The organism is Pigmentiphaga sp. NML080357 (assembly GCF_002188465.1).
GTDB lineage: Bacteria > Pseudomonadota > Gammaproteobacteria > Burkholderiales > Burkholderiaceae_B > Pigmentiphaga.
Window position 1 is genome coordinate 186,282 of record NZ_NINW01000008.1, and the last position, 18,508, is coordinate 204,789.

Annotated in this window: 20 protein-coding genes and 1 other RNA gene; 15 read left to right on the forward strand and 6 right to left on the reverse strand. The window is 65.3% G+C overall.

What is annotated here, in order from left to right; genetic code table 11:
- Nucleotides 1-93 precede the first annotated feature (93 nt).
- Nucleotides 94-312 carry a DUF2061 domain-containing protein gene (locus CDO44_RS02865; protein ID WP_087778718.1) on the forward strand — a complete coding sequence of 73 codons (219 nt, stop codon included), beginning with the start codon at nucleotides 94-96 and terminating at the stop codon, nucleotides 310-312.
- Here CDO44_RS02865 and aroA read toward each other — a convergent pair.
- Genes aroA through gyrA form a run of 5 tightly spaced genes read right to left on the reverse strand, consistent with a single transcriptional unit; the run spans nucleotide 288 to nucleotide 7,418 of the window.
- Complete coding sequence (gene aroA / locus CDO44_RS02870; RefSeq protein WP_087778720.1) at nucleotides 288-1,619, reverse strand: 3-phosphoshikimate 1-carboxyvinyltransferase; 1,332 nt, start codon at nucleotides 1,617-1,619, stop codon at nucleotides 288-290. The two genes, CDO44_RS02865 and aroA, sit on opposite strands and share 25 nt — an antisense overlap.
- A gap of 5 nt (nucleotides 1,620-1,624) precedes the next feature.
- On the reverse strand, nucleotides 1,625-2,554 hold the full coding sequence (locus CDO44_RS02875; RefSeq protein WP_087778722.1) for a prephenate dehydrogenase/arogenate dehydrogenase family protein: 930 nt from the start codon (nucleotides 2,552-2,554) through the stop codon (nucleotides 1,625-1,627).
- A 14-nt stretch (nucleotides 2,555-2,568) separates the two neighbouring features.
- Nucleotides 2,569-3,651 (reverse strand): prephenate dehydratase, encoded by a 1,083-nt coding sequence (pheA, locus tag CDO44_RS02880; RefSeq protein ID WP_087778724.1) that lies wholly within the window; start codon nucleotides 3,649-3,651, stop codon nucleotides 2,569-2,571.
- Nucleotides 3,644-4,774: a 3-phosphoserine/phosphohydroxythreonine transaminase gene (gene serC, locus CDO44_RS02885; protein WP_087778725.1), complete on the reverse strand. Its 1,131-nt coding sequence runs from the start codon at nucleotides 4,772-4,774 to the stop codon at nucleotides 3,644-3,646. The genes pheA and serC overlap by 8 nt, the downstream gene beginning before the upstream one ends.
- A 10-nt stretch (nucleotides 4,775-4,784) precedes the next feature.
- Nucleotides 4,785-7,418 carry a DNA gyrase subunit A gene (gene gyrA, locus CDO44_RS02890; RefSeq protein ID WP_087778727.1) on the reverse strand — a complete coding sequence of 878 codons (2,634 nt, stop codon included), beginning with the start codon at nucleotides 7,416-7,418 and terminating at the stop codon, nucleotides 4,785-4,787.
- A 202-nt stretch (nucleotides 7,419-7,620) separates the two neighbouring features.
- On the opposite strand from gyrA, the gene CDO44_RS02895 reads away from it, so the two are divergent.
- The 7 genes from CDO44_RS02895 (at nucleotide 7,621) to CDO44_RS02925 (ending at nucleotide 12,951) form a co-directional block, all read left to right on the forward strand.
- Entirely contained in the window at nucleotides 7,621-8,973 is a 1,353-nt protein-coding gene (locus CDO44_RS02895) for a TRZ/ATZ family hydrolase (protein ID WP_087778729.1), read from the forward strand.
- Between the two features lie 98 nt (nucleotides 8,974-9,071).
- Nucleotides 9,072-9,713, forward strand: a complete 642-nt coding sequence (gene ompA / locus CDO44_RS02900) for an outer membrane protein OmpA (RefSeq protein ID WP_087778730.1) — start codon at nucleotides 9,072-9,074, stop codon at nucleotides 9,711-9,713.
- A gap of 109 nt (nucleotides 9,714-9,822) precedes the next feature.
- The gene (ubiG, locus tag CDO44_RS02905; RefSeq protein ID WP_087778732.1) at nucleotides 9,823-10,548 is read left to right on the forward strand and encodes a bifunctional 2-polyprenyl-6-hydroxyphenol methylase/3-demethylubiquinol 3-O-methyltransferase UbiG; all 726 of its coding nucleotides are present in this window, start codon (nucleotides 9,823-9,825) and stop codon (nucleotides 10,546-10,548) included.
- Complete coding sequence (gene gph / locus CDO44_RS02910; protein ID WP_087778734.1) at nucleotides 10,545-11,210, forward strand: phosphoglycolate phosphatase; 666 nt, start codon at nucleotides 10,545-10,547, stop codon at nucleotides 11,208-11,210. The genes ubiG and gph overlap by 4 nt, the downstream gene beginning before the upstream one ends.
- A 100-nt stretch (nucleotides 11,211-11,310) precedes the next feature.
- Nucleotides 11,311-11,732, forward strand: a transfer-messenger RNA (tmRNA) gene (gene ssrA, locus CDO44_RS02915).
- 440 nt (nucleotides 11,733-12,172) lie between these two features.
- A complete protein-coding gene (locus tag CDO44_RS02920) occupies nucleotides 12,173-12,451 on the forward strand; it encodes a DUF1778 domain-containing protein (protein ID WP_029577227.1) in 279 nt (92 codons plus the stop codon).
- Complete coding sequence (locus CDO44_RS02925) at nucleotides 12,448-12,951, forward strand: GNAT family N-acetyltransferase (RefSeq protein WP_087778736.1); 504 nt, start codon at nucleotides 12,448-12,450, stop codon at nucleotides 12,949-12,951. The genes CDO44_RS02920 and CDO44_RS02925 overlap by 4 nt, the downstream gene beginning before the upstream one ends.
- A gap of 15 nt (nucleotides 12,952-12,966) precedes the next feature.
- Here CDO44_RS02925 and CDO44_RS02930 read toward each other — a convergent pair whose 3' ends face one another.
- Complete coding sequence (locus CDO44_RS02930; RefSeq protein ID WP_087778783.1) at nucleotides 12,967-13,395, reverse strand: LacI family transcriptional regulator; 429 nt, start codon at nucleotides 13,393-13,395, stop codon at nucleotides 12,967-12,969.
- Between CDO44_RS02930 and CDO44_RS02935 the strand changes: the two genes are divergently transcribed.
- The 7 genes from CDO44_RS02935 to CDO44_RS02965 all read left to right on the forward strand — a co-directional run.
- Nucleotides 13,390-14,163, forward strand: coding sequence for a hypothetical protein (locus CDO44_RS02935; RefSeq protein ID WP_198951280.1), 774 nt, complete (start codon nucleotides 13,390-13,392; stop codon nucleotides 14,161-14,163). The two genes, CDO44_RS02930 and CDO44_RS02935, sit on opposite strands and share 6 nt — an antisense overlap.
- A gap of 21 nt (nucleotides 14,164-14,184) precedes the next feature.
- Nucleotides 14,185-15,327: a hypothetical protein gene (locus tag CDO44_RS02940; RefSeq protein ID WP_087778739.1), complete on the forward strand. Its 1,143-nt coding sequence runs from the start codon at nucleotides 14,185-14,187 to the stop codon at nucleotides 15,325-15,327.
- A complete protein-coding gene (locus CDO44_RS02945) occupies nucleotides 15,328-17,010 on the forward strand; it encodes a hypothetical protein (protein WP_087778741.1) in 1,683 nt (560 codons plus the stop codon).
- Nucleotides 17,007-17,810 carry a phage BR0599 family protein gene (locus CDO44_RS02950; protein ID WP_087778743.1) on the forward strand — a complete coding sequence of 268 codons (804 nt, stop codon included), beginning with the start codon at nucleotides 17,007-17,009 and terminating at the stop codon, nucleotides 17,808-17,810. Before CDO44_RS02945 ends, CDO44_RS02950 begins: the two co-directional genes overlap by 4 nt.
- A gap of 9 nt (nucleotides 17,811-17,819) precedes the next feature.
- Nucleotides 17,820-18,050 carry a hypothetical protein gene (locus CDO44_RS02955; RefSeq protein ID WP_087778745.1) on the forward strand — a complete coding sequence of 77 codons (231 nt, stop codon included), beginning with the start codon at nucleotides 17,820-17,822 and terminating at the stop codon, nucleotides 18,048-18,050.
- A complete protein-coding gene (locus CDO44_RS02960) occupies nucleotides 18,047-18,286 on the forward strand; it encodes a hypothetical protein (RefSeq protein ID WP_087778747.1) in 240 nt (79 codons plus the stop codon). The genes CDO44_RS02955 and CDO44_RS02960 overlap by 4 nt, the downstream gene beginning before the upstream one ends.
- Nucleotides 18,283-18,508: hypothetical protein (locus tag CDO44_RS02965; RefSeq protein WP_144389456.1), on the forward strand; the 226-nt coding region annotated here is incomplete at its 3' end. The genes CDO44_RS02960 and CDO44_RS02965, both read left to right, overlap by 4 nt.

Below are 18,508 nucleotides of genomic sequence, written 5' to 3' on the forward strand. Positions count from 1 at the left end.
CCTATCGCAGATATTGGATTGATCAACTGGCGCGCTACGGGCACGACGCGCACAATAGATAACGATTCTCATTACGAAAAAAGGAACGCGACGATGGCCAAGACCCTAGCCTTCGGCGGCCTGCACCTCGCGACTTCATTCAGCGTCGCCTACATTATTACCGGCAGCGTGGCCTTGAGCGGTGCCGTGACCTTCGTCGAGCCAGCGGTCAATACGGTCGTCCACTACTTCTTCGACAAGTTCTGGGAACGCCGCAAGACCCTGCGCCCGCGTGGCGCGGCCCCGGCTCAGGCGCCCACCAGCCCGGCATAGACGTCGAAATAGGTCGGGAAGGTCTTGCTGACGCAGCCGGGATCCAGGATGCGCACGCCCACCGGCCCGAACGCGGCCAGAGAGAAGCACATGGCCATGCGGTGGTCATCCCAGGTACCGATCTCGGCAGCTTTCCAGGAAGCCGGTGGAATCACCGTCAGGCTGTCCGGCGTGGCCTGGGCCAGCGCGCCCAGCTTGGAAAGCTCCGTCTGCATGGCGTGGATGCGGTCGGTCTCCTTGACGCGCCAGCTCGCGATGTTGCGCAGCCGGCACGGCCCGTCCGCGTAGAGCGCCAGCACCGCCGCGGTCATGGCCGCATCGGGGATCAGGTTGAAATCGGCGTCGAAGGCCTTCAGGCGCCCGCCTTCGGCCACCTTGGTGCCGCGCGTCTCGATCCAGTCCGGCCCCATCTCCACCTGGGCCCCCATGGCGGCGAGGGTGTCGGCGAAGGCGACGTCTCCCTGGATGCTGTCTCGTCCCACGCCTGTCACCCGCACCGGTCCGCCGCCGATGGCTCCCAGGGCCAGGAAATACGAAGCGGACGAAGCGTCGCCCTCCACCGGCATGTGCCCGGGGGAACGGTAGGCCGAATTGGCGGGCACGGCGAACCGGCGCCACTCGTCGCGCACCGCCGTCACGCCGAAGCGGCGCATCAGGTTCAGCGTCATCTCCACGTAGGGCTTGGAAATGAGCTCCCCTTCGACTTCGATCACGAAGTCGCGGCCCGCCGCCTGGGTGGCCAATGGCGCTGCCAGCAGCAGCGCCGTGAGGAACTGGCTCGACACCGAGCCGTTGACCTTGACGGGCCGCGACAGATCCAGTTCGCCCCAGCCTATCGACAACGGCGGATAGCCTTCCTTGCCCTGGTAGGCCACCCGGGCGCCCAGCATGCGCAGGGCATCGACCAGGTCGCCGATGGGACGCTCGTGCATGCGCGGCACGCCATGAAGCAGGTAGTGCCCGCCCATCATCGCCAGCGCGGCGGTGAGCGGGCGGATCGCGGTACCGGCGTTGCCCATGAAGAGGTCGGCCTGCCCGACGCGGAAGCGGCCGCTTCCCTCGACCAGCACCTCGTCGGGCCGCTCGCCGGCCGTGATGCGCACGCCCAGTGTGCGCAGGGCGGCCAGCATGACCTGCGTGTCATCGGAATCGAGCAGGCCGGAAACGCGCGTCGTGCCTTCGGCCAGCGCCGACAGCAGCAGCACGCGGTTGGAAATGCTCTTGGAGCCGGGCAGGTCCACCGTGCCGCGGGCGCTGCGAACGGGAGCCAGGTCCAGGTGGGGCGCGTTGCGCGGAGCGTCGGTCATGGCACTCATTCCGTCGTATCGGGGGATTCGGGCTGGCCGGCGCGCCACGCCCGCCGCGCCTGCGACACGGTCCGCAGCATGGCGTCGAGGCCCGCGCCGTCGCCGCGGCGCATGGCCGCTTCGAATTGATCCAAAGCGTGCCGCACGGCCGCGGTTTCCTGCATCATGGCGTCGCGATTGGCCAGGAATATGTCCCGCCACATGTCCGGCGAGCCGCCGGCGATGCGGGTGAAGTCGCGAAAACCGCTGCCCGCCAGGTCCAGCCGCAACGCGGCGTCGGGCGCGGCAAGCACCTGCGCCATGTAGGCGAAGGCCAGCAGGTGCGGCACGTGGCTGACCGAGGCCAGCACCGTATCGTGCTCGTCCGCTTCCATCGTCCGCACCAGTGCGCCGCAGCACCGCCAGGCTCGCTCAACCAGGTCGACCGCGGGCGGCGGGTTCTCGGGCAACGGCGTCAGGATCACCGTTCGCCCTTCGTACAGCTCGGGGAATGCGGCCGCGGGGCCGCTACGCTCGCTGCCCGCAATGGGATGGCCGGGCACGAACTGGCCGATGCGGGCGCCGAGCGCGGCGCGGGCGGCGTGCACCACGTCCGTCTTGGTGCTGCCCGCGTCGGTGACCACGGTATGCGGCCCCAGGTGCGACGCCAGCGCCTCCAGCGTGGCGCCCGTCGCGCCCACCGGTACGGCCACCAGGACCAGATCGGCGCGGGCGGCTTCTTCGAGCGTAACGACCCGGTCCACGAGGCCGAGCCGGCGCGCCTCGTCCAGCGATGAAGCCTGGCGGCCGACGCCCCAGACCTGTCCGACCTGCCCCGCCCGCCGCAGCGCGGCGGCGAACGAGCCGCCTATCAAGCCCACGCCCACGACCGCGAGCACGGGTACCAGGGGTTGAATGCGGTGCCCGGCGTTTTCTTCCGGTTCGGCCAACGACATGGGTCCGGCCCCGCTCAAGGCGATACCGGGTACGACCCGAGCACCTTGATGAAGGCTACCCGCGCCTGCAGCGCGGCAAGCGCCTTGGCCACCTTGGGATCCTGCCGGTGGCCCTCGATATCGACGTAGAAATAGTATTCCCACTGGCCCGTACGGGCCGGGCGGGACTCGAAGCGGGTCATGGATACGTCGTTCTCGGCCAGCGGCGCCAGCATCCGGTAGACGGCGCCCGCCTCGTTGGGCACGGCCAGGATCAGGCTGGTCTTGTCGCGGCCCGACGGCGTGGTCTCGAGGTGGCCGATGGCCAGGAAACGGGTGCGGTTGTGCGGATCGTCCTGGATGCCCGCCGCCACGATCTTGAGTCCCCAGCGCTGCGCCGCCTGCTCGCTGGCGATGGCCGCCACGGTCGGGTCTTCGGACGCCAGGCGGGCCGCTTCGGCATTGCTGGCGGCCGAGGCGCGGGCCAGTTCGGGATGGTGGTCGGACAGCCATCCCTGGCACTGCGCCAGCGATTGCGGATGCGAATGGATGACCTTGACGCCATCCAGCGTGCCGCTGCGGGTCATCAGGCATTGCACCACGGGCACCGAGCGCTCGCCCAGGACCTTCACCGGCGAGGACAGCAGCAGGTCCAGCGTGCGGTTGACGGCGCCTTCGTTGGAATTCTCCAGGGGGACGATGCCGAAGTCCGCGCGGCGAGTCTCCACCGAGCGGAAGACCTCGTCTATCGTGCCGCACGAGACGGGATCGACGGCGTGCCCGAAATGCGCCAGCACGGCCTGCTCGGAGTACGTGCCCTGGGGACCCAGATAGGCCACGCGCGCGGGCTGCTCCAGCGCGCGGCAGGCCGACATGATCTCCATCCAGATGGCCGACAGCGCCTGGTCGGGCAACGGACCGCCGTTGAGCTCCTGCAGCCGCCGGATGACCTGGGCCTCGCGCTCGGGCCGGAACACCGCTCCGGCGTGGTGCTCCTTGGCCAATCCCACCGCCTGCGCCGTGCGCGCGCGCTCCGACAGGAGTTCGAGCACCTGCGCGTCGATGGCGTCGATGCGCTCGCGCAGCGGCGCCAGCTTCTTTTGCAGATCGTCATCCATGGCTGCGCTCGAAATCCTTCATGAAGTCGACCAGGGCGCGCACACCCTCGATGGGCATGGCGTTGTAGATGGACGCCCGCATGCCGCCCACGCTCTTGTGCCCCTTGAGCTGCAGCAGGTGCGCCGCTTCCGCCGCCTGCAGGAAAGGCGTGTTCAGTGCATCGTCGCGCAGCATGAACGGCACGTTCATGCGCGAGCGGACGGGCCGGTGTACCGGATTGCGGTAGAAGGCCGTGGTGTCGAGATAGTCGTACAGCAGCCGGGCCTTGGCCACGTTGGCCGCCTCCATCGCCGCCACGCCGCCCTGCTGCTTGAGCCACTTGAACACCAGCCCCGCGATGTAGATCGCATAGGTGGGCGGCGTGTTGAAACGCGAGCGCTCCTGGGCGACGATGGCGTAATCGAACGCCGACGGGCAGATGGGCAGCGCGCTGCCCAGCAGGTCCTTGCGGACGATGACGATGGTCAGGCCGGCCGGCCCGATGTTCTTCTGCGCACCGGCGTAGATCAGCCCCGCCCGGCGCACGTCCATGGGCCGGGACAGAATGTGCGAGGAGGCGTCCACGGTCAGCGCCGCCTCGGGCGCGCCCAGCGCAGCCAGGTCGGGCCAGTCCATGAACTCGACGCCGCCTATGGTCTCGTTGCTGCACAGGTGGACGTAGCTCGCCTGCGGCCGCACCTGCCAGGACGCGGGATCCGGCATGTAGGTCCACGGCCCCTGCTCCGCGCCCTCCAGGACGGCGGGCCGCTCGGCCGTGGCCGCCATGGCCACGTCGCCGTAGCGCTGGGCCTCCTTGAAGGACTTGACCGACCACGAGCCGTTCACCACGTAATCGGCCGCTCGCGCCTGGCGGCGTCCGATCAGGTTCATCGGGACGATGGCGTTCTCGCCCAGGCCGCCGCCCTGCAGGAACAGGACGGCGTAGTCGTCCGGCACCGAGAGCAGTTCGCGCAGGTCGGACTCGGCCTCGTCGCAGATCTGCTCGAACTGCTTGCCGCGATGGCTCATTTCCATCACCGACATGCCGCTGCCGTGCCAATCCAGCATTTCGGCCGCTGCCTGCCGCAACACGGCCTCGGGAAGGACGGCCGGACCGGCGGAGAAATTGTAGGGTCGAGTCATGGCAACCGCCTTATTCGGCCTCGCTGGAAGACGGAGCCTCGGGCTCGGCGTCGGCGCCGCCGCCCTCGGGCTCCTCGGTATCGGATTCGACCACGCGCTGCACGCCGGACAGGTGCGTGCCCTCGTCGACGTTGATCAGCGTGACGCCCTGCGTGGCGCGACCCATCTCGCGGATCTCGCTCACGCGGGTGCGCACCAGCACGCCGCCGGTGGTGATGAGCATGATTTCGTCGCTGGGATCGACCAGCACGGCGCCCACGACCTTGCCGTTGCGCTCGGTGGTTTGGATCGCGATCATGCCCTTGGTACCGCGGCCGTGGCGGGTGTATTCGCCTATCGGCGTGCGCTTGCCGTAGCCGTTCTCGGTGGCCGTCAGCACGCTCTGTGTTTCATTCTCGGCCACCAGCAGGGCGATCACGGTGTGCGAGTCTTCCAGCATCATGCCGCGCACGCCGCGCGCGGTGCGGCCCATCGGGCGCACATCGTTCTCGTCGAAGCGCACCGCCTTGCCGGCGTCGGAGAACAGCATCACGTCATGCTTGCCGTCGGTCAGCGAGGCGCCGATCAGGTAGTCGCCCTCGTCCAGGTCGACCGCGATGATGCCGGCCTTGCGGGGATTGGAGAATTCGGACAGCGGCGTCTTCTTGACCGTGCCCTTGGCCGTGGCCATGAAGACGTAGTGGTCCTCGCTGTACGCCTTGACGGTCAGCACCACGGTAATCTTCTCGCCGTCGGACAGCGGGAACATGTTCACGATGGGCTTGCCGCGCGAATTGCGCGTGCCTTGCGGCACCTCCCAGACCTTCAGCCAGTAGACCCGGCCGCGGTTGCTGAAGCACAGGATGGAATCGTGCGTGTTGGCGATGAAGAGCTGGTCGATCCAGTCGTCTTCCTTCGTGGCCGTGGCCTGCTTGCCGCGACCGCCGCGCTTCTGCGCGCGGTACTCCGACAGCGGCTGGCTCTTGATGTAGCCCGCGTGCGACAGGGTCACGACCATGTCAGTGGGGGTGATCAGGTCCTCGGTGTCGAGCTCCGTGGCGTTCAGCTCGATGTGCGAACGGCGCGTGTCCTTGGCGTCGGTGCCGAACTCCGCCTTGATGGCCGAGAGTTCGTCGCCGATGATGACGGTGACGCGCTCGGGCTTGGCGAGGATGTCGAGCAGGTCGGCGATGTTCGCCATGACGTCCTTGTACTCGCCGACGATCTTGTCCTGCTCCAGCCCGGTCAGGCGCTGCAGGCGCATGTTCAGGATTTCCTGCGCCTGGGTGTCGCTCAGCCGGTACAGCCCGTCGTCCTGCATGCCGTACTCGGCCGGCAGCCCCTCGGGCCGGTAGGCATCGCGTCCGCCCGCCGTCTCGGCCTCGGCGCGCGCGAGCATCTCGCGCACCAGCGAGGAATCCCACGTGCGGGCCATCAATTCCTGCCGGGCGATGGGCGGCGTCGGCGCGGCCTTGATGATGGCGATGAAATCATCGATGTTGGCCAGCGCCACGGCCAGGCCTTCGAGCACGTGGCCGCGTTCGCGGGCCTTGCGCAGCTGGAACACCGTGCGGCGGGTCACGACCTCGCGGCGGTGCGCCAGGAAGTGCTCCACCATCTGCTTCAGGTTGAGCAGGCGCGGCTGGCCATCGACCAGCGCCACCAGGTTCATCCCGAAGGTGTCCTGCAACTGCGTGTTCTTATAGAGGTTGTTGAGCACGACCTCGGGCACTTCGCCGCGCTTGAGCTCGATCACCACGCGCATGCCGTCCTTGTCGGACTCGTCGCGGATGTCGGAAATGCCCTCGATCTTCTTTTCGTTGACGAGTTCGGCGATGCGTTCGAGCAGCGAGCGCTTGTTGACCTGGTACGGGATCTCGTCGACCACGATGGCCTCGCGCCCACCCTTCTCGACGTCCTCGAAATGGGTCTTGGCGCGCATCACGACGCGGCCGCGGCCGGTGCGATAGCCCTCGCGCACGCCGGACATGCCGTAGATGATGCCGCCGGTGGGGAAGTCGGGCGCAGGGATGATCTCGATCAGCTCGTCGACCGTGCAGGCGGGATTGCGCAGGCAGTAGAGGCAGCCGTCCACCACTTCGGCCAGATTGTGCGGCGGAATGTTGGTGGCCATGCCCACGGCGATACCCGAGCTGCCGTTGACCAGCAGGTTGGGCAGGCGCGTCGGCAGCAGCAGCGGCTCTTTCTCGCTGCCGTCGTAGTTGGGACCGAAATCCACGGTCTCCTGGTCGATGTCGGCCAGCAGCTCGTGGGCGATCTTGGCCAGGCGGATTTCGGTATAGCGCATGGCCGCCGCGCCGTCGCCGTCGACCGAGCCGAAGTTGCCCTGGCCGTCGACCAGCATGTAGCGCAGCGAGAACGGCTGGGCCATGCGCACGATGGTGTCGTATACCGCCTGGTCGCCGTGCGGATGGTACTTACCGATGACGTCGCCGACGATACGGGCCGACTTCTTGTAGGCCCGGTTCCAGTCGTTGTTGAGTTCGTGCATCGCGTACAGCACGCGCCGGTGCACGGGCTTGAGACCGTCCCGGACGTCGGGAAGCGCGCGGCCGACGATCACGCTCATGGCGTAATCGAGATAGCTGCGGCGCATCTCTTCTTCGAGAGAGATCGGTAGTGTTTCCTTGGCGAAGGAATCCATGGGCAAGCTGCATCAAGAGGTGTTGTCGCGCCCCGTGCCCGCTGGCATCCGGCCGGCCCGCGAGCCGGCATGACACCGGGCGGCAAGCGCGGATCCCAGGGGGAAACTCCCCCGCGAACGAGCGTCGGACGAAGCTAAAGAGTTTAGCACCCGCCCCGTCCCCATGCTGTAATACGCCCACCCCATTCCCCGAACCCGCCATATGGGATCCGACACGCTGCTGCTGCCCGACTGGGTGATTCCGGTCGAACCTGCCCAGGCCGTGCTGGCCGGCCACGGCGTCGCCCTGCGTGCCGGCAGGATCCTCGAACTCGGACCCCACGCGCAGTTGCGGGCCCGCCATCCCGATGCCGCGGTCCGCGTGCTTCCCGGCTGCGCGCTCTTGCCGGGTTTCGTCAACCTGCACACCCACGCCGCCATGAGCCTGCTGCGCGGCGCCGGCGACGACCTGCCGCTGATGGCCTGGCTCAACGAACGCATCTGGCCGCTCGAAGGCAGGCTGCTGTCCCCCGATTTCGTCTACGACGGCAGCGCGCTCGCCTTCGCCGAGATGCTGGCGGGCGGCACGACCTGCTGCGCCGACATGTATTTCTACCCGGAGGAAGTCGCGCGCGCCGCGCTGTCCATGGGCATGCGCGCCGCGGTGGGCGGGACGGTGTTCGAGCTCCCCGGCGCGCAGTCGGCCGAAAGCCTGCTGGCGCGGGCGCTCGCCGCCCACGAGCAATATCGGGGCGAGACGACGCTGCGCTTCATGCTGGCGCCGCACGCCCCCTACACGGTCGGCGACGACATGCTGCAGCGCATTGCCGCGGTGGCCGAAGAAGCGGACCTCGTCATCGCCATGCACCTGCACGAAACCCGGCAGGAAGTCGAGGACGCCCTCGCGCGGCAAGGCATGCGCCCCACCGAGCGCCTGGCGCGCCTGGGGCTGCTTTCGCCCCGGATGGTGGCCGTGCACGGCGTCCATCTCGACGCCGGCGACATCGCGCTGCTTGCCGCCCACGGCGTCAGCGTGGCGCACTGCCCCGCCTCGAACCTGAAACTCGCAAGCGGCCTGGCGCCGATCGGCCCGCTGGCAGCGGCCGGCGTCAACATCGGCTTGGGCACGGACGGCGCCGCCAGCAACAACCGCCTCGACATGCTGTCGGAACTGCGCCTGGCCGCGCTGCTGGCCAAGGGCGCAAGCGGCGACGCCCGCGCCATGCCGGCGCACCGTGCCCTCCACGCCGCCACGCTGGGCGGCGCCAAGGCCTTGGGATGGGACGGCGAGATCGGCTCGATCGCGGCCGGCAAGTGCGCCGACCTGGTCGCCATCCGGCTCGACACGGCGCGGCTGGCGCCGGTATTCGATCCCGTCTCGCACGTGGTCTATGCGGCCGGACGAGAGGACGTAGAGGAGGTTTGGGTAAATGGCGAGTCAGTTGCAAAAAAACTACAACTAACCAAATCCCCGTCAAAAAGCGATCTCGAAAGGATAATGTCGCGGGTATCGCAGTGGCGCTTGCGTGCATCCAGTGTGATTTCTGGCACAAACACTTACTTATCCCAGGAGTGAGTGGCATGGCAGAACAACCGCAATGCTATACTGGGCATGTATATCCATGTTGCGGCGGGGGTTCGCTGCGAGTTTCATTTCAAGCTAAGAGGAGAAACATGAACAAACGCTCCAAAATTGGAATCTCTCTGGCGCTCGCCTTCGCTGCCGTAACGGCCTCGGGCGTGGCCTCCGCGCAAACCGGCAAAGTCAACGACAACTGGCAATCCGCGTACGGCGTGCAAGTGAAGAACGCCACCGGCCTGTGCTGGCGCAATGGGTTCTGGACCCCCGCCACCGCCGATCCTTCCTGCGATGGCGCGCTGAAGGTTGCCGCTCCTGCTGCTGCCCCGGCGCCCGCCCCCGCTCCCGCCCCGGCGCCGGCCCCCGTGCCCGTCCCGGTCAGCGAAAAGGTCACCTACTCCGCCGACGCCTTCTTCGATTTCGACAAGTCCGTCGTCAAGCCCGAAGCCAAGGCCAAGCTGGATGAACTGGTTGCCCAGATCCGCAACATCAACCTGGAAGTCGTGATCGCCGTCGGCCACACCGACTCCATCGGCACCGATGCCTACAACCAGCGTCTGTCGGTCCGCCGTGCCGAAGCTGTCAAGGCCTACCTGGTCAGCAAGGGCATCGAAGCCAACCGTGTCTACACGGAAGGCAAGGGCGAGAAGCAGCCGATCGCCGATAACAAGACCGCCGCCGGCCGTGCGAAGAACCGCCGCGTGGAAGTCGAAGTCGTCGGTACGCGCAACAAGTAAGCAGCACCCGCCTGGTTTTCCAGCCGGTTTCCAGCGGTATTCTCCGGAATACCGCTGGCTTGAAACCCCGCAGGTAAGTGACTGCGGGGTTTTTCATTTGGAGCCTTTCATGACGACCACCGTCCAGGAGTCCCGGCCCGTCAACGCCGACGCGGCCGAATTGGCCAAATTCAGCGCACTGGCATCGCGCTGGTGGGATCCGGAAAGCGAATTCAAACCACTGCACGCCATTAATCCGTTGCGCCTGGAATGGATCAGCCAGACGGCGCACGGCCTGGGAAACAAAACCGTGCTGGACGTCGGCTGCGGCGGCGGCATATTGGCCGAGAGCATGGCGGCGCGAGGCGCCACCGTAACGGGGATCGACCTGGCTGAAAAATCCCTGAAAGTAGCCAAACTGCACAGCCTGGAAACGGGCGTGAAAGTGGAATACCGCAATATCAGCGTGGAAGAGCTGGCCGCGGAGCGTCCTGCGTCGTTCGATATCGTGACCTGCATGGAATTGCTGGAACACGTACCGGATCCGGAATCCGTCATCCGGGCATGCGCAGCCCTGGCCAAACCGGGCGGCCACGTTTTTTTCTCGACCTTGAACCGCAACATCAAATCGTTTGCATTTGCGATTCTGGGCGCCGAATACATATTGGGCCTGGTCCCGCGCGGCACGCATAGCTACGACCATTTCATACGCCCCAGCGAGCTGCTCGGCGCCGCCCGGCGTGCCGGTCTCGAAGCCGCCGCGATCAAGGGGCTGGAATACAACCCTTTGACCAAGACTTATCGGCTCAGCAACGACAGCAGCGTCAACTACCTGGTGGCAACGATACGTTCATGAAACCGCTGGTCCTTTTCGATTTCGACGGCACCCTGGCCGATACCGCTCCCGATCTCGCCGCGGCGGCCAACCAGCAGCGCCTGCGGCGGGGCCAGCCACCCCTGCCCTACGAGCAGTTGCGTCCGGTCGCTTCCCATGGCGCCCGGGGTCTGCTCCGTGTCGCGCTCGGCATGACGCCCGAATCCCCGGGATACGAGGAGGCCAGGCAGCAATTCCTGGACGACTACGCCGCCAATATCGCGGTCCATACCGTTCTGTTCCCTGGCGTGGAAAAGCTGCTGGCCACGCTGGTCGAGGGCGGCTGGTCGTGGGGCATCGTCACCAACAAGGCCACCCGCTTCACCACTCCGCTGGTGCGCCATCTGGCCCTGGAGCAGCACAGCGCCGTCGTCGTCTGCGGCGACACCACCGCCTATTCCAAGCCGCATCCGGAGCCGCTGCTGCACGCCGCCCGGCTGGCCGGCGTGGCGCCGGCGCACTGCCTCTACGTGGGCGACGACCAGCGGGACATCGTGGCGGGCAAGGCCGCCGGCATGAAAACCGTTGCCACCGCCTACGGTTATTGCGGCGATGGCGTGCCGGTCGAAGCCTGGGAGGCCGATGCGGTCGTCGCATCGGTGCCCGAGCTGCTGCCGGTGATACGCCGACTGCTGCCGGCCTAGGATGAACCCTCTCGTCGCGGGTGCCGCCGGCGCGCGAGATGAAGACATTTCCCCTTGAAAACAGGGGCGATGCCGCCATATGGGATACAATCCTCCTTACGGGGCCGAACCGGATTCGACGGGGGTCGCGAAGCAGCACAGGGCATGTCGAGCACCAGTAAGCTCGTTAAACCACTGGAACGCAAATAAACGCCAACGACGAGCGTTTCGCTCTCGCCGCTTAAACGGTGAGCCGCTGCACCGATCTGTCCTTGGGTCGGGCGGAGGAAGGGCAACTTTCCTAAGGATCCCTGCCTAGGGCCATACTCCCCGAAGCAGCTGCATCCTGAACCGCAGCAGTGTCATTCACAAGGAATCGGTATGGGCTGGGGTCACACGGTCCATGCTTAAACTACGTGAATCGCCGCGTGCCGGCCTGTCGGTTGGCTAAGCTCGCGGTTAAATCCAAATAAATCGACTACACATGTAGAACTGTCTGTAGAGGGCTTCCGGACGCGGGTTCAATTCCCGCCGGCTCCACCAATAATGAAACCCCAACCGTTCTCGGTTGGGGTTTTTTCTTGCCTGATCGCGCCGGTTCCCGCGTGTTCTTGGGGGCTCCTGCGGAAGCCTGCGGACTTCGCCCGCCGCCTGAATTGGCCGTTCCGGGCCACATTCCACTTTCTCCTAGCCATTCCTCGCTCCGACCTCGCTCCCTGAAAGTTGCCCGAAGTCCGCAAGGGCCACAAGTCAGCGCCATACAGATCAAAGGGTTACGCGCGGACGAATCAAGCGGTTGGATTGCAGCATCGGGGGGCGAAGGACACGCTGCGGGTGCGTTTCGTCGGTAGTTATCGAGAACTACCGACATGTCGCAACGCGAAAGTACGTGCTTGGATGGTGGCTAAGATAAGGAACCTCTTGTCAGGACAATGTCCTGACAAGTACAATAAAGGAATCCAATATCAGTCCGGAGGGGCACCATGAGCACCCTGAATCTTTCCAAGACCGAACGCATTGACGTTCGTGCCAGCACGCCGGTCAAGCAGCTGCTTCAAGAAGCCGCACGCGCCTGCCACAAGAACGTCAGCGAGTTCCTGCTCGACGCGGGCGTGACGGCGGCCGCGCAGACGCTGGCGGATCGTCGCCAGTTCGTGCTGGACGACACACAGTGGCAGGCCTTCCAGGAGGCGCTGGACCGCCCGGTGCAAAGCAAGCCGCGTCTGAAGAAGTTGCTGCGTGAACCTGGGGTGCTGGATTGAGCAATGACTACTCGCCCGTTCGCAAGCTGGCTGCAACGGATCAGGTCGATGCGTTCGACTGCGGCCAGGCCGCGCTGAACCAGTTCCTGCAGCGCTACGCGCTCGTCAACCAGAAGGCCAACAGCGCGCAGACCTATGTCTGCTGCCAGGGTGACGTGGTGGTCGGCTTCTACAGCCTAGCCGTTGGTAGCGTCGATCCGGAAGCCACGCCGTCGAGAGTGATGAAGGGGCTGGCGCGCCACCCGGTGCCGGTCATGATCCTGGCCCGGCTCGCCGTGGACAAGGAGCATCAGCATAAAGGTCTGGGCCAGGCCTTGCTCAAGGATGCACTGCTGCGCACCGCACAGGCCGCCGACATTGCGGGTATCCGCTGCCTGTTGGTCCATGCCAAGGACGACGCAGCACGGCAGTGGTACGAATCGTGGGAATTCGAGCCCAGCCCGACTGATCCGTACCATCTGTTCCTGATGCTCAAGGATCTCAAAGGCATGTTGAGCTGAGGTGGTGCCTCCACCTCAGAGTCCGACTCTCTCCCGCTGCTCATCCCACAGCGCTGGCGGATCAACCGCCAGATCAAACAGCGTGACGTGGTTCGGCAATTCGTCGTCCAGGATGGCCGCCACGATGTCGGGTGCCAGCGTGGTCAGGTTGACCATCCGGCTGACGTAGCTGTTGTCGATCCCCTCCCGCGTGGCGATTTCCTTCAAGGACTTCGCTTCCCCCGATTCCAGCATCGCCAGCCAGCGGTGACCCCTGGCCAGCGCCAATTGAATGGAGGTCGGTGCCACGTCCCATGGTCTGACCGGTGCAGTCTCACCGTTCGGGAGAGTGACCAGCTTGCGGCCGCTGCGCCGCTTGATCTGGATCGGCACAGACAGAGTTAGCCGGCCATCACTCGCCTGCGCGGCCCAGGCTCCTCGGCAGGCGATGCGATCTATGTGCAGGTCTGTCTGTTCGCCGACGCGGCTGCACCCGCGTATTCCATCCGGGTTCTCGGCTCGCAATCGTGGCAAAGCGCCGTCTCGATCAGCACCCCGGAAGGCCAACCAGGCAGTCTGCTCTCGGGGGCCGGTTCGCTCGGCATCTTGCCGAGAATGCCGGTGTTCAACAGCGCGATCAGTTACTGGTTCGTCGCCAACGGCCGCCGCTTCATCGTCGTGGCGAAATCCTCGGCCTACTGGGGGGCGCTCTACGCGGGGTTTTTCCTGCCCTACGGCACGCCGTCGCAGTACCCGTATCCGCTCTTCATCGGCGCCAACACCTCGCGCGGCGACAACTATCAAAGTTCGGATCTCGATATCGCGGGCAGCGCGTTCTGGCGCAACGATGGTGAGTACGGCAGCTACAGCGCAGCTATCCTGCAGCCGAGCGGCGGCTGGGTCGGCACCAACCGCTTCGATACGAGCTACACCGGTCGCGCCTGGCCCTGGGCAATGTCGCAGGAGACCAGGAGGAACAGCGTAGGGCGCTACGACATGGGCAACCTCACGCAGTTGCCGAACGGCGCCAGTCCGCTGCTGCCGGCCATCCTCTATGACTGCGGAACCTCCCGTCCCTTCAACGTCTGGGGCGAGCTGCAAGGCGTGTTCGCCGTGCCCGGCTTCGGGGTGGCCGCTGGCGACACCGTGACGGTGGCCGGCAAAGTCCATTTGGTCGTCCAGGCGGCGACTTCCACCAATGCGGCGCGCTTTGCCGCCATTCAACTGAACTGAGAACTTGCTCGAGGCGATTCAATGGCTTACATCACCGGCGCGTCGGCGGACATCAACACGCTGCTGACGGCGATCAAGAATTTTGCGGTCGCCAATGGCTGGACGGCCAACGCTACCGACACCTTTACGCTGACGTTCCCGACCTATGGATCGACCGGTGGCGCGGCCCACGCCGGCACGACGTCGATGATTTCCTCGGTCAGCAGCTCCGATGCGTACCGGAATCAGTCGGAAACCAGCTTGACGGCGAACCGGGCCGTGTTGTCCAAGAACGGCGTGTCCTACCAGCTGTTCGCGGTCAATAAAAAGCTCTACAAGAACGGCGTCAACGGCACCTATGCCTGCCTGGAGGCCTGGGCGTGCGACGGCTTCGTCGCTGGCACCGCCGCCAACCTACAGACCAACAATCGAAAGTTCGTGATGGTCGGCCCGATGGCCACCTCGCTCTACGCCTACCACCTGTTCTCGAGCGGAGACTTCATCCATGTGGTGATTGAGGAGATGCCAGGGCGTTTTCGACACCTGTCGTTCGGTTTCATCAACAAGTACGGCGCTTTTGCCGGAGGGCAGTACCTGACCGCAGGCTGCCCCATCGAGTCGTTCACGACGACGCCCAATGCGTTCAACACTTCAAATCACATGATTCCTTTCGGTGCGAACGGCTTGGGACCGTCGAGGGCATCGCTTGCATCGAACGGTTATCCGGGTAGTTATGTCAGAGCCGACATCGATGGTTGGACGGTCGGTTGGCGGCTGATCTCGACCGGCTCGTACACGACGGAACAGTTGGACGCCTACGGGTGCTCAAGCTACGCCAATGCGACCAACAACCGCGCGGGCTACATCGGGTCCGGGACCCAGAACTCCCTCAACACCCTGGCGCACGATCTGGCTTATCACTGCTCGCCGCAAAGCTACAACGGTCTGGCGCCGATGCTGCCATGCTACGTGGGCGTCAATCGCACGCCCTACGTCGGCACTTGGACGCTGCTCGGCGAATTCCCCGATGTGCGCTTCCTGAACATCTCGAACTTCAACCCAGGCAACGAGCTGACCCTTGGCACCGACGTGTGGAAGATCTTCCCACTGTGGAACAAGGCCTACACGCTCGGGGCGGAACCGATCAGCTACGACTACGGCCTGGCCTACCGCAAGGTGATGTAAATGCCCGACTTCGCCGGAGCCTTCACGTCAAACATCCTGGGCGGCGCAGTGGCCACCGGGATGAACAGCCTGTGGGACGATGGTCGACCTGCGTACTACGCACCGACCACGGTCATCGCGGCCATTGCTGGTGCGGTCGGTGTCATCGACAGCGGCCAGCCGTCGCCCGAGGCACTGATCGCGCGGACTGGCGCACACTGTGGTTCTTTCTCGGACGACTACTACCACCGGATCTACCTGCAGCCGTCCAGGATCGAGTTCGGCAATCTCGTCATTCCCACAACCCGTACCGTCGAAGTCTGGAATGCGTTCCTGGACCCGGTGACGATTTTCCAGCTGGACGGCGACACCGAGGGCTTGTCCCTGGGGTTCTTCCCGCCAACAAGGATGCGGGGGCTGGAGGACATCTTCTACGAGGTCACGGCCACTCTCGATGGCCCAAGCTTCGTCGATACGCTGCTGACGCTGCATTTCTCGGCTGGCGGCACACGGGATCTGGCGATCAGCTATGGCCGCGTGCTGGTCATGGGCCTGCTGCACGATTGGCAAGGCGGCTTCACCGAGCGGCTGGAATGGCTCACCGACGTGCTGACGATGCGCGACGGTGGTGAGCAGCGGGTGCGGCTGCGGACCGATCCCCGGCGCTCGTTCGAGTTCGACGTGCTGGAGTACGGCAACGGCGGGCAGCTTGATCTCTTGATGAACGTCTGGCAGTCGCGCGTCTATGCCGTGCCGGTGTGGACCGACAAGGCTTGGCTTGCGGCCGCCATCCATCCCGGCGACACGGTGCTGGCCGTGAGTACCACGGACCTGGACTATCACGCCGGTGGGCTGGCCATCGTCGGCTCAAGCGCTGGCGCCAGCGAGGCACTGGAAGTCCTGTCCCTGACCGCCGGGACGATCACGCTCAAGCGCCCGGCCTTGGGGAACTGGCCCGCAGGCTCCTGGATCGCCCCTGCCCGGCTAGGACGGTTACCCGCCCAGCAGACCGTGACCCGGCCAACGGCGGCGATCTCCCAGGCCAAATTGCGCTTCGAGCTGGAGGACCTGGCTTCGCCAGTGGCGGCGACGAGTTCACCGATTCAGTACCGAGGCTACGACACGCTGCTGCTGCATCCAAACCGGGTCGAGGACGTCAGCATCGACTATCAGCGACTCGCCGATGTGTTCGACGTTGAGACCGGTACGCCTGCGGTGATCGACAGCCCGAACCGGCCCTTTATCGTGCGCCGCCACCAGTACCTGCTGCCAGACCGCACCCGGCTCACTGCGATGCGAGGCTGGCTCGCGGCCCGTGCAGGTCGTCAGGTGCCTTTCTGGGTGCCGACGTGGGAGCGTGGTCTCGAGGTCGCCCAGCCCTTCGCCCTGGATGCCACGGAAATTCTGGTCCAGGGCCGGGGCTTCGCCACCTACTACCAGGCCATGCCCGGCCGGCGGGACGTGGCCTTCCTGCACAACGACGGCACCTGGTTCTTGCGCAGCATCACCGGGTTCGAGTTCGTGGACGGGGTGGTGGAACGGATGCGGATCGACGCCGCGCTGGGACGGGCCTGCGTGCCGTCCGATTTCCGGATCGTCTGTTTCCTGGAACTGGCCCGACTGGAGAGCGATGCCGTGGAATTTTTCTTCGAAACGGATCGTGTGGTTCGGGTGACTTTGCCTATTCGGAGCATCAACGGATGACCTATCAGAACCAAGAAAACAGCCTCCATGCCGGCCAGCCGGTCGAGTTGTATCGCTTCGCGCTGGGGACCACCATCTGGCGCTACACGTCAGCGCGGGATGCTGTGACCTACAACGGCGAGCAGTACATTCCGGCACCGATCCGGCGCTCGGAGATCGAGCAGACGCAGGAGTTCGGCCGCGCGATGCTCAATCTCGAAGCAGCGCTCGACATTGGCGTGGTGCAGTCCTTCATCGTGACCCCGCCCGATGGCGTGCTGTCACTCACCATCTTTCGCCAGCACCTGTCCGACCCAGGGACGGAATTCATCACTTGGTGGAAAGGGCGCGTCGTGTCGGTGGTGTTCGGCGGCATCACGGCGCAGATGCGCTGCGAACCGATTTTTACGACGCTCAAGCGTTCGGGGCGCCGGGCGAACTACCAGATCAACTGCCGTCATCCGCTCTACCACGGCGGCTGCAAGGTCAATGCGGCCGACTACAAGACCGCCGGCATCGTCGAGAGCGTGGCGGGGCTGGAGGTGACTGCGTCCGTCTTTCTGCCCAAGCCGATTGCCTGGTTCGTCGGTGGTCGGCTGATGGCCGCCGGGGTGCAACGGATGATCGTCGCCAGTTCCGGCGGCGCGGTGACCCTCTCAGCGCCAATTCCAGGACTGAAGGCGGGCGACGCCTTCGAGGCTTATCCGGGCTGCGACCACACGCTCACGACCTGCTCCGCCAAGTTTGGCAACCAGCTGAACTACGGCGGCTTTCCTTACATCCCGGTAAAGAACCCTTTCACCGGGGACGCCATCGTTTGAGGATTTTCCATGTGGCAATACCTGATCGTGTGGGTGATCACGACGGTTCTGTCGTCGCTGCTCGCCCCCAAACCCAAGACCACTACACCTCAACCCGGCGATGTCGATGCACCGGTTGCTGCCGCCGACAGTCCGATCCCGGTGTTGTTCGGTACGCGGACGATCAAGCAGCCGAATTGCGTCTGGTTCGGCGATGTGCGGACAACGCCGATCAAGACCAAAGGAGGCGGCAAGAAATGAGCGAACAGCGCAGCAACCTTCAGATCGCCACTCACCTTGATGCCAAGGCGCTGGGCTATTGCAATGCTGGCCTGCGCCGCTGGTTTCCGCGCGACGGCGTGACTTTCGATGATTTTCGCCAGCAGGGCGTGAGCACCGCCTGGCTGCGGGCTACCGGGGATGCGATGGCGATTCGGCTGGCAGAGCACGTCGAGCAGCAAGCCAAATCTGAAACGAATGAGGGAGTCAAGGCATGAGCGGCGGCGGCAAAGGCAGCAAAAGTGTCACCGTCGGCTACCGCTACTACGCGGGAATGCATCTGGCGCTGTGCCACGGCCCGGTCGATTCGCTCAACAAGATCGTGGTCGGCGAGCGCACGGCGTGGTCGGGATCGATGACGTCCAGCGGCCAGATCACCATCAATCAGCCCGACCTGTTCGGCGGCGACGACCGCGAGGGCGGCATCGTCGGCGCCGTCG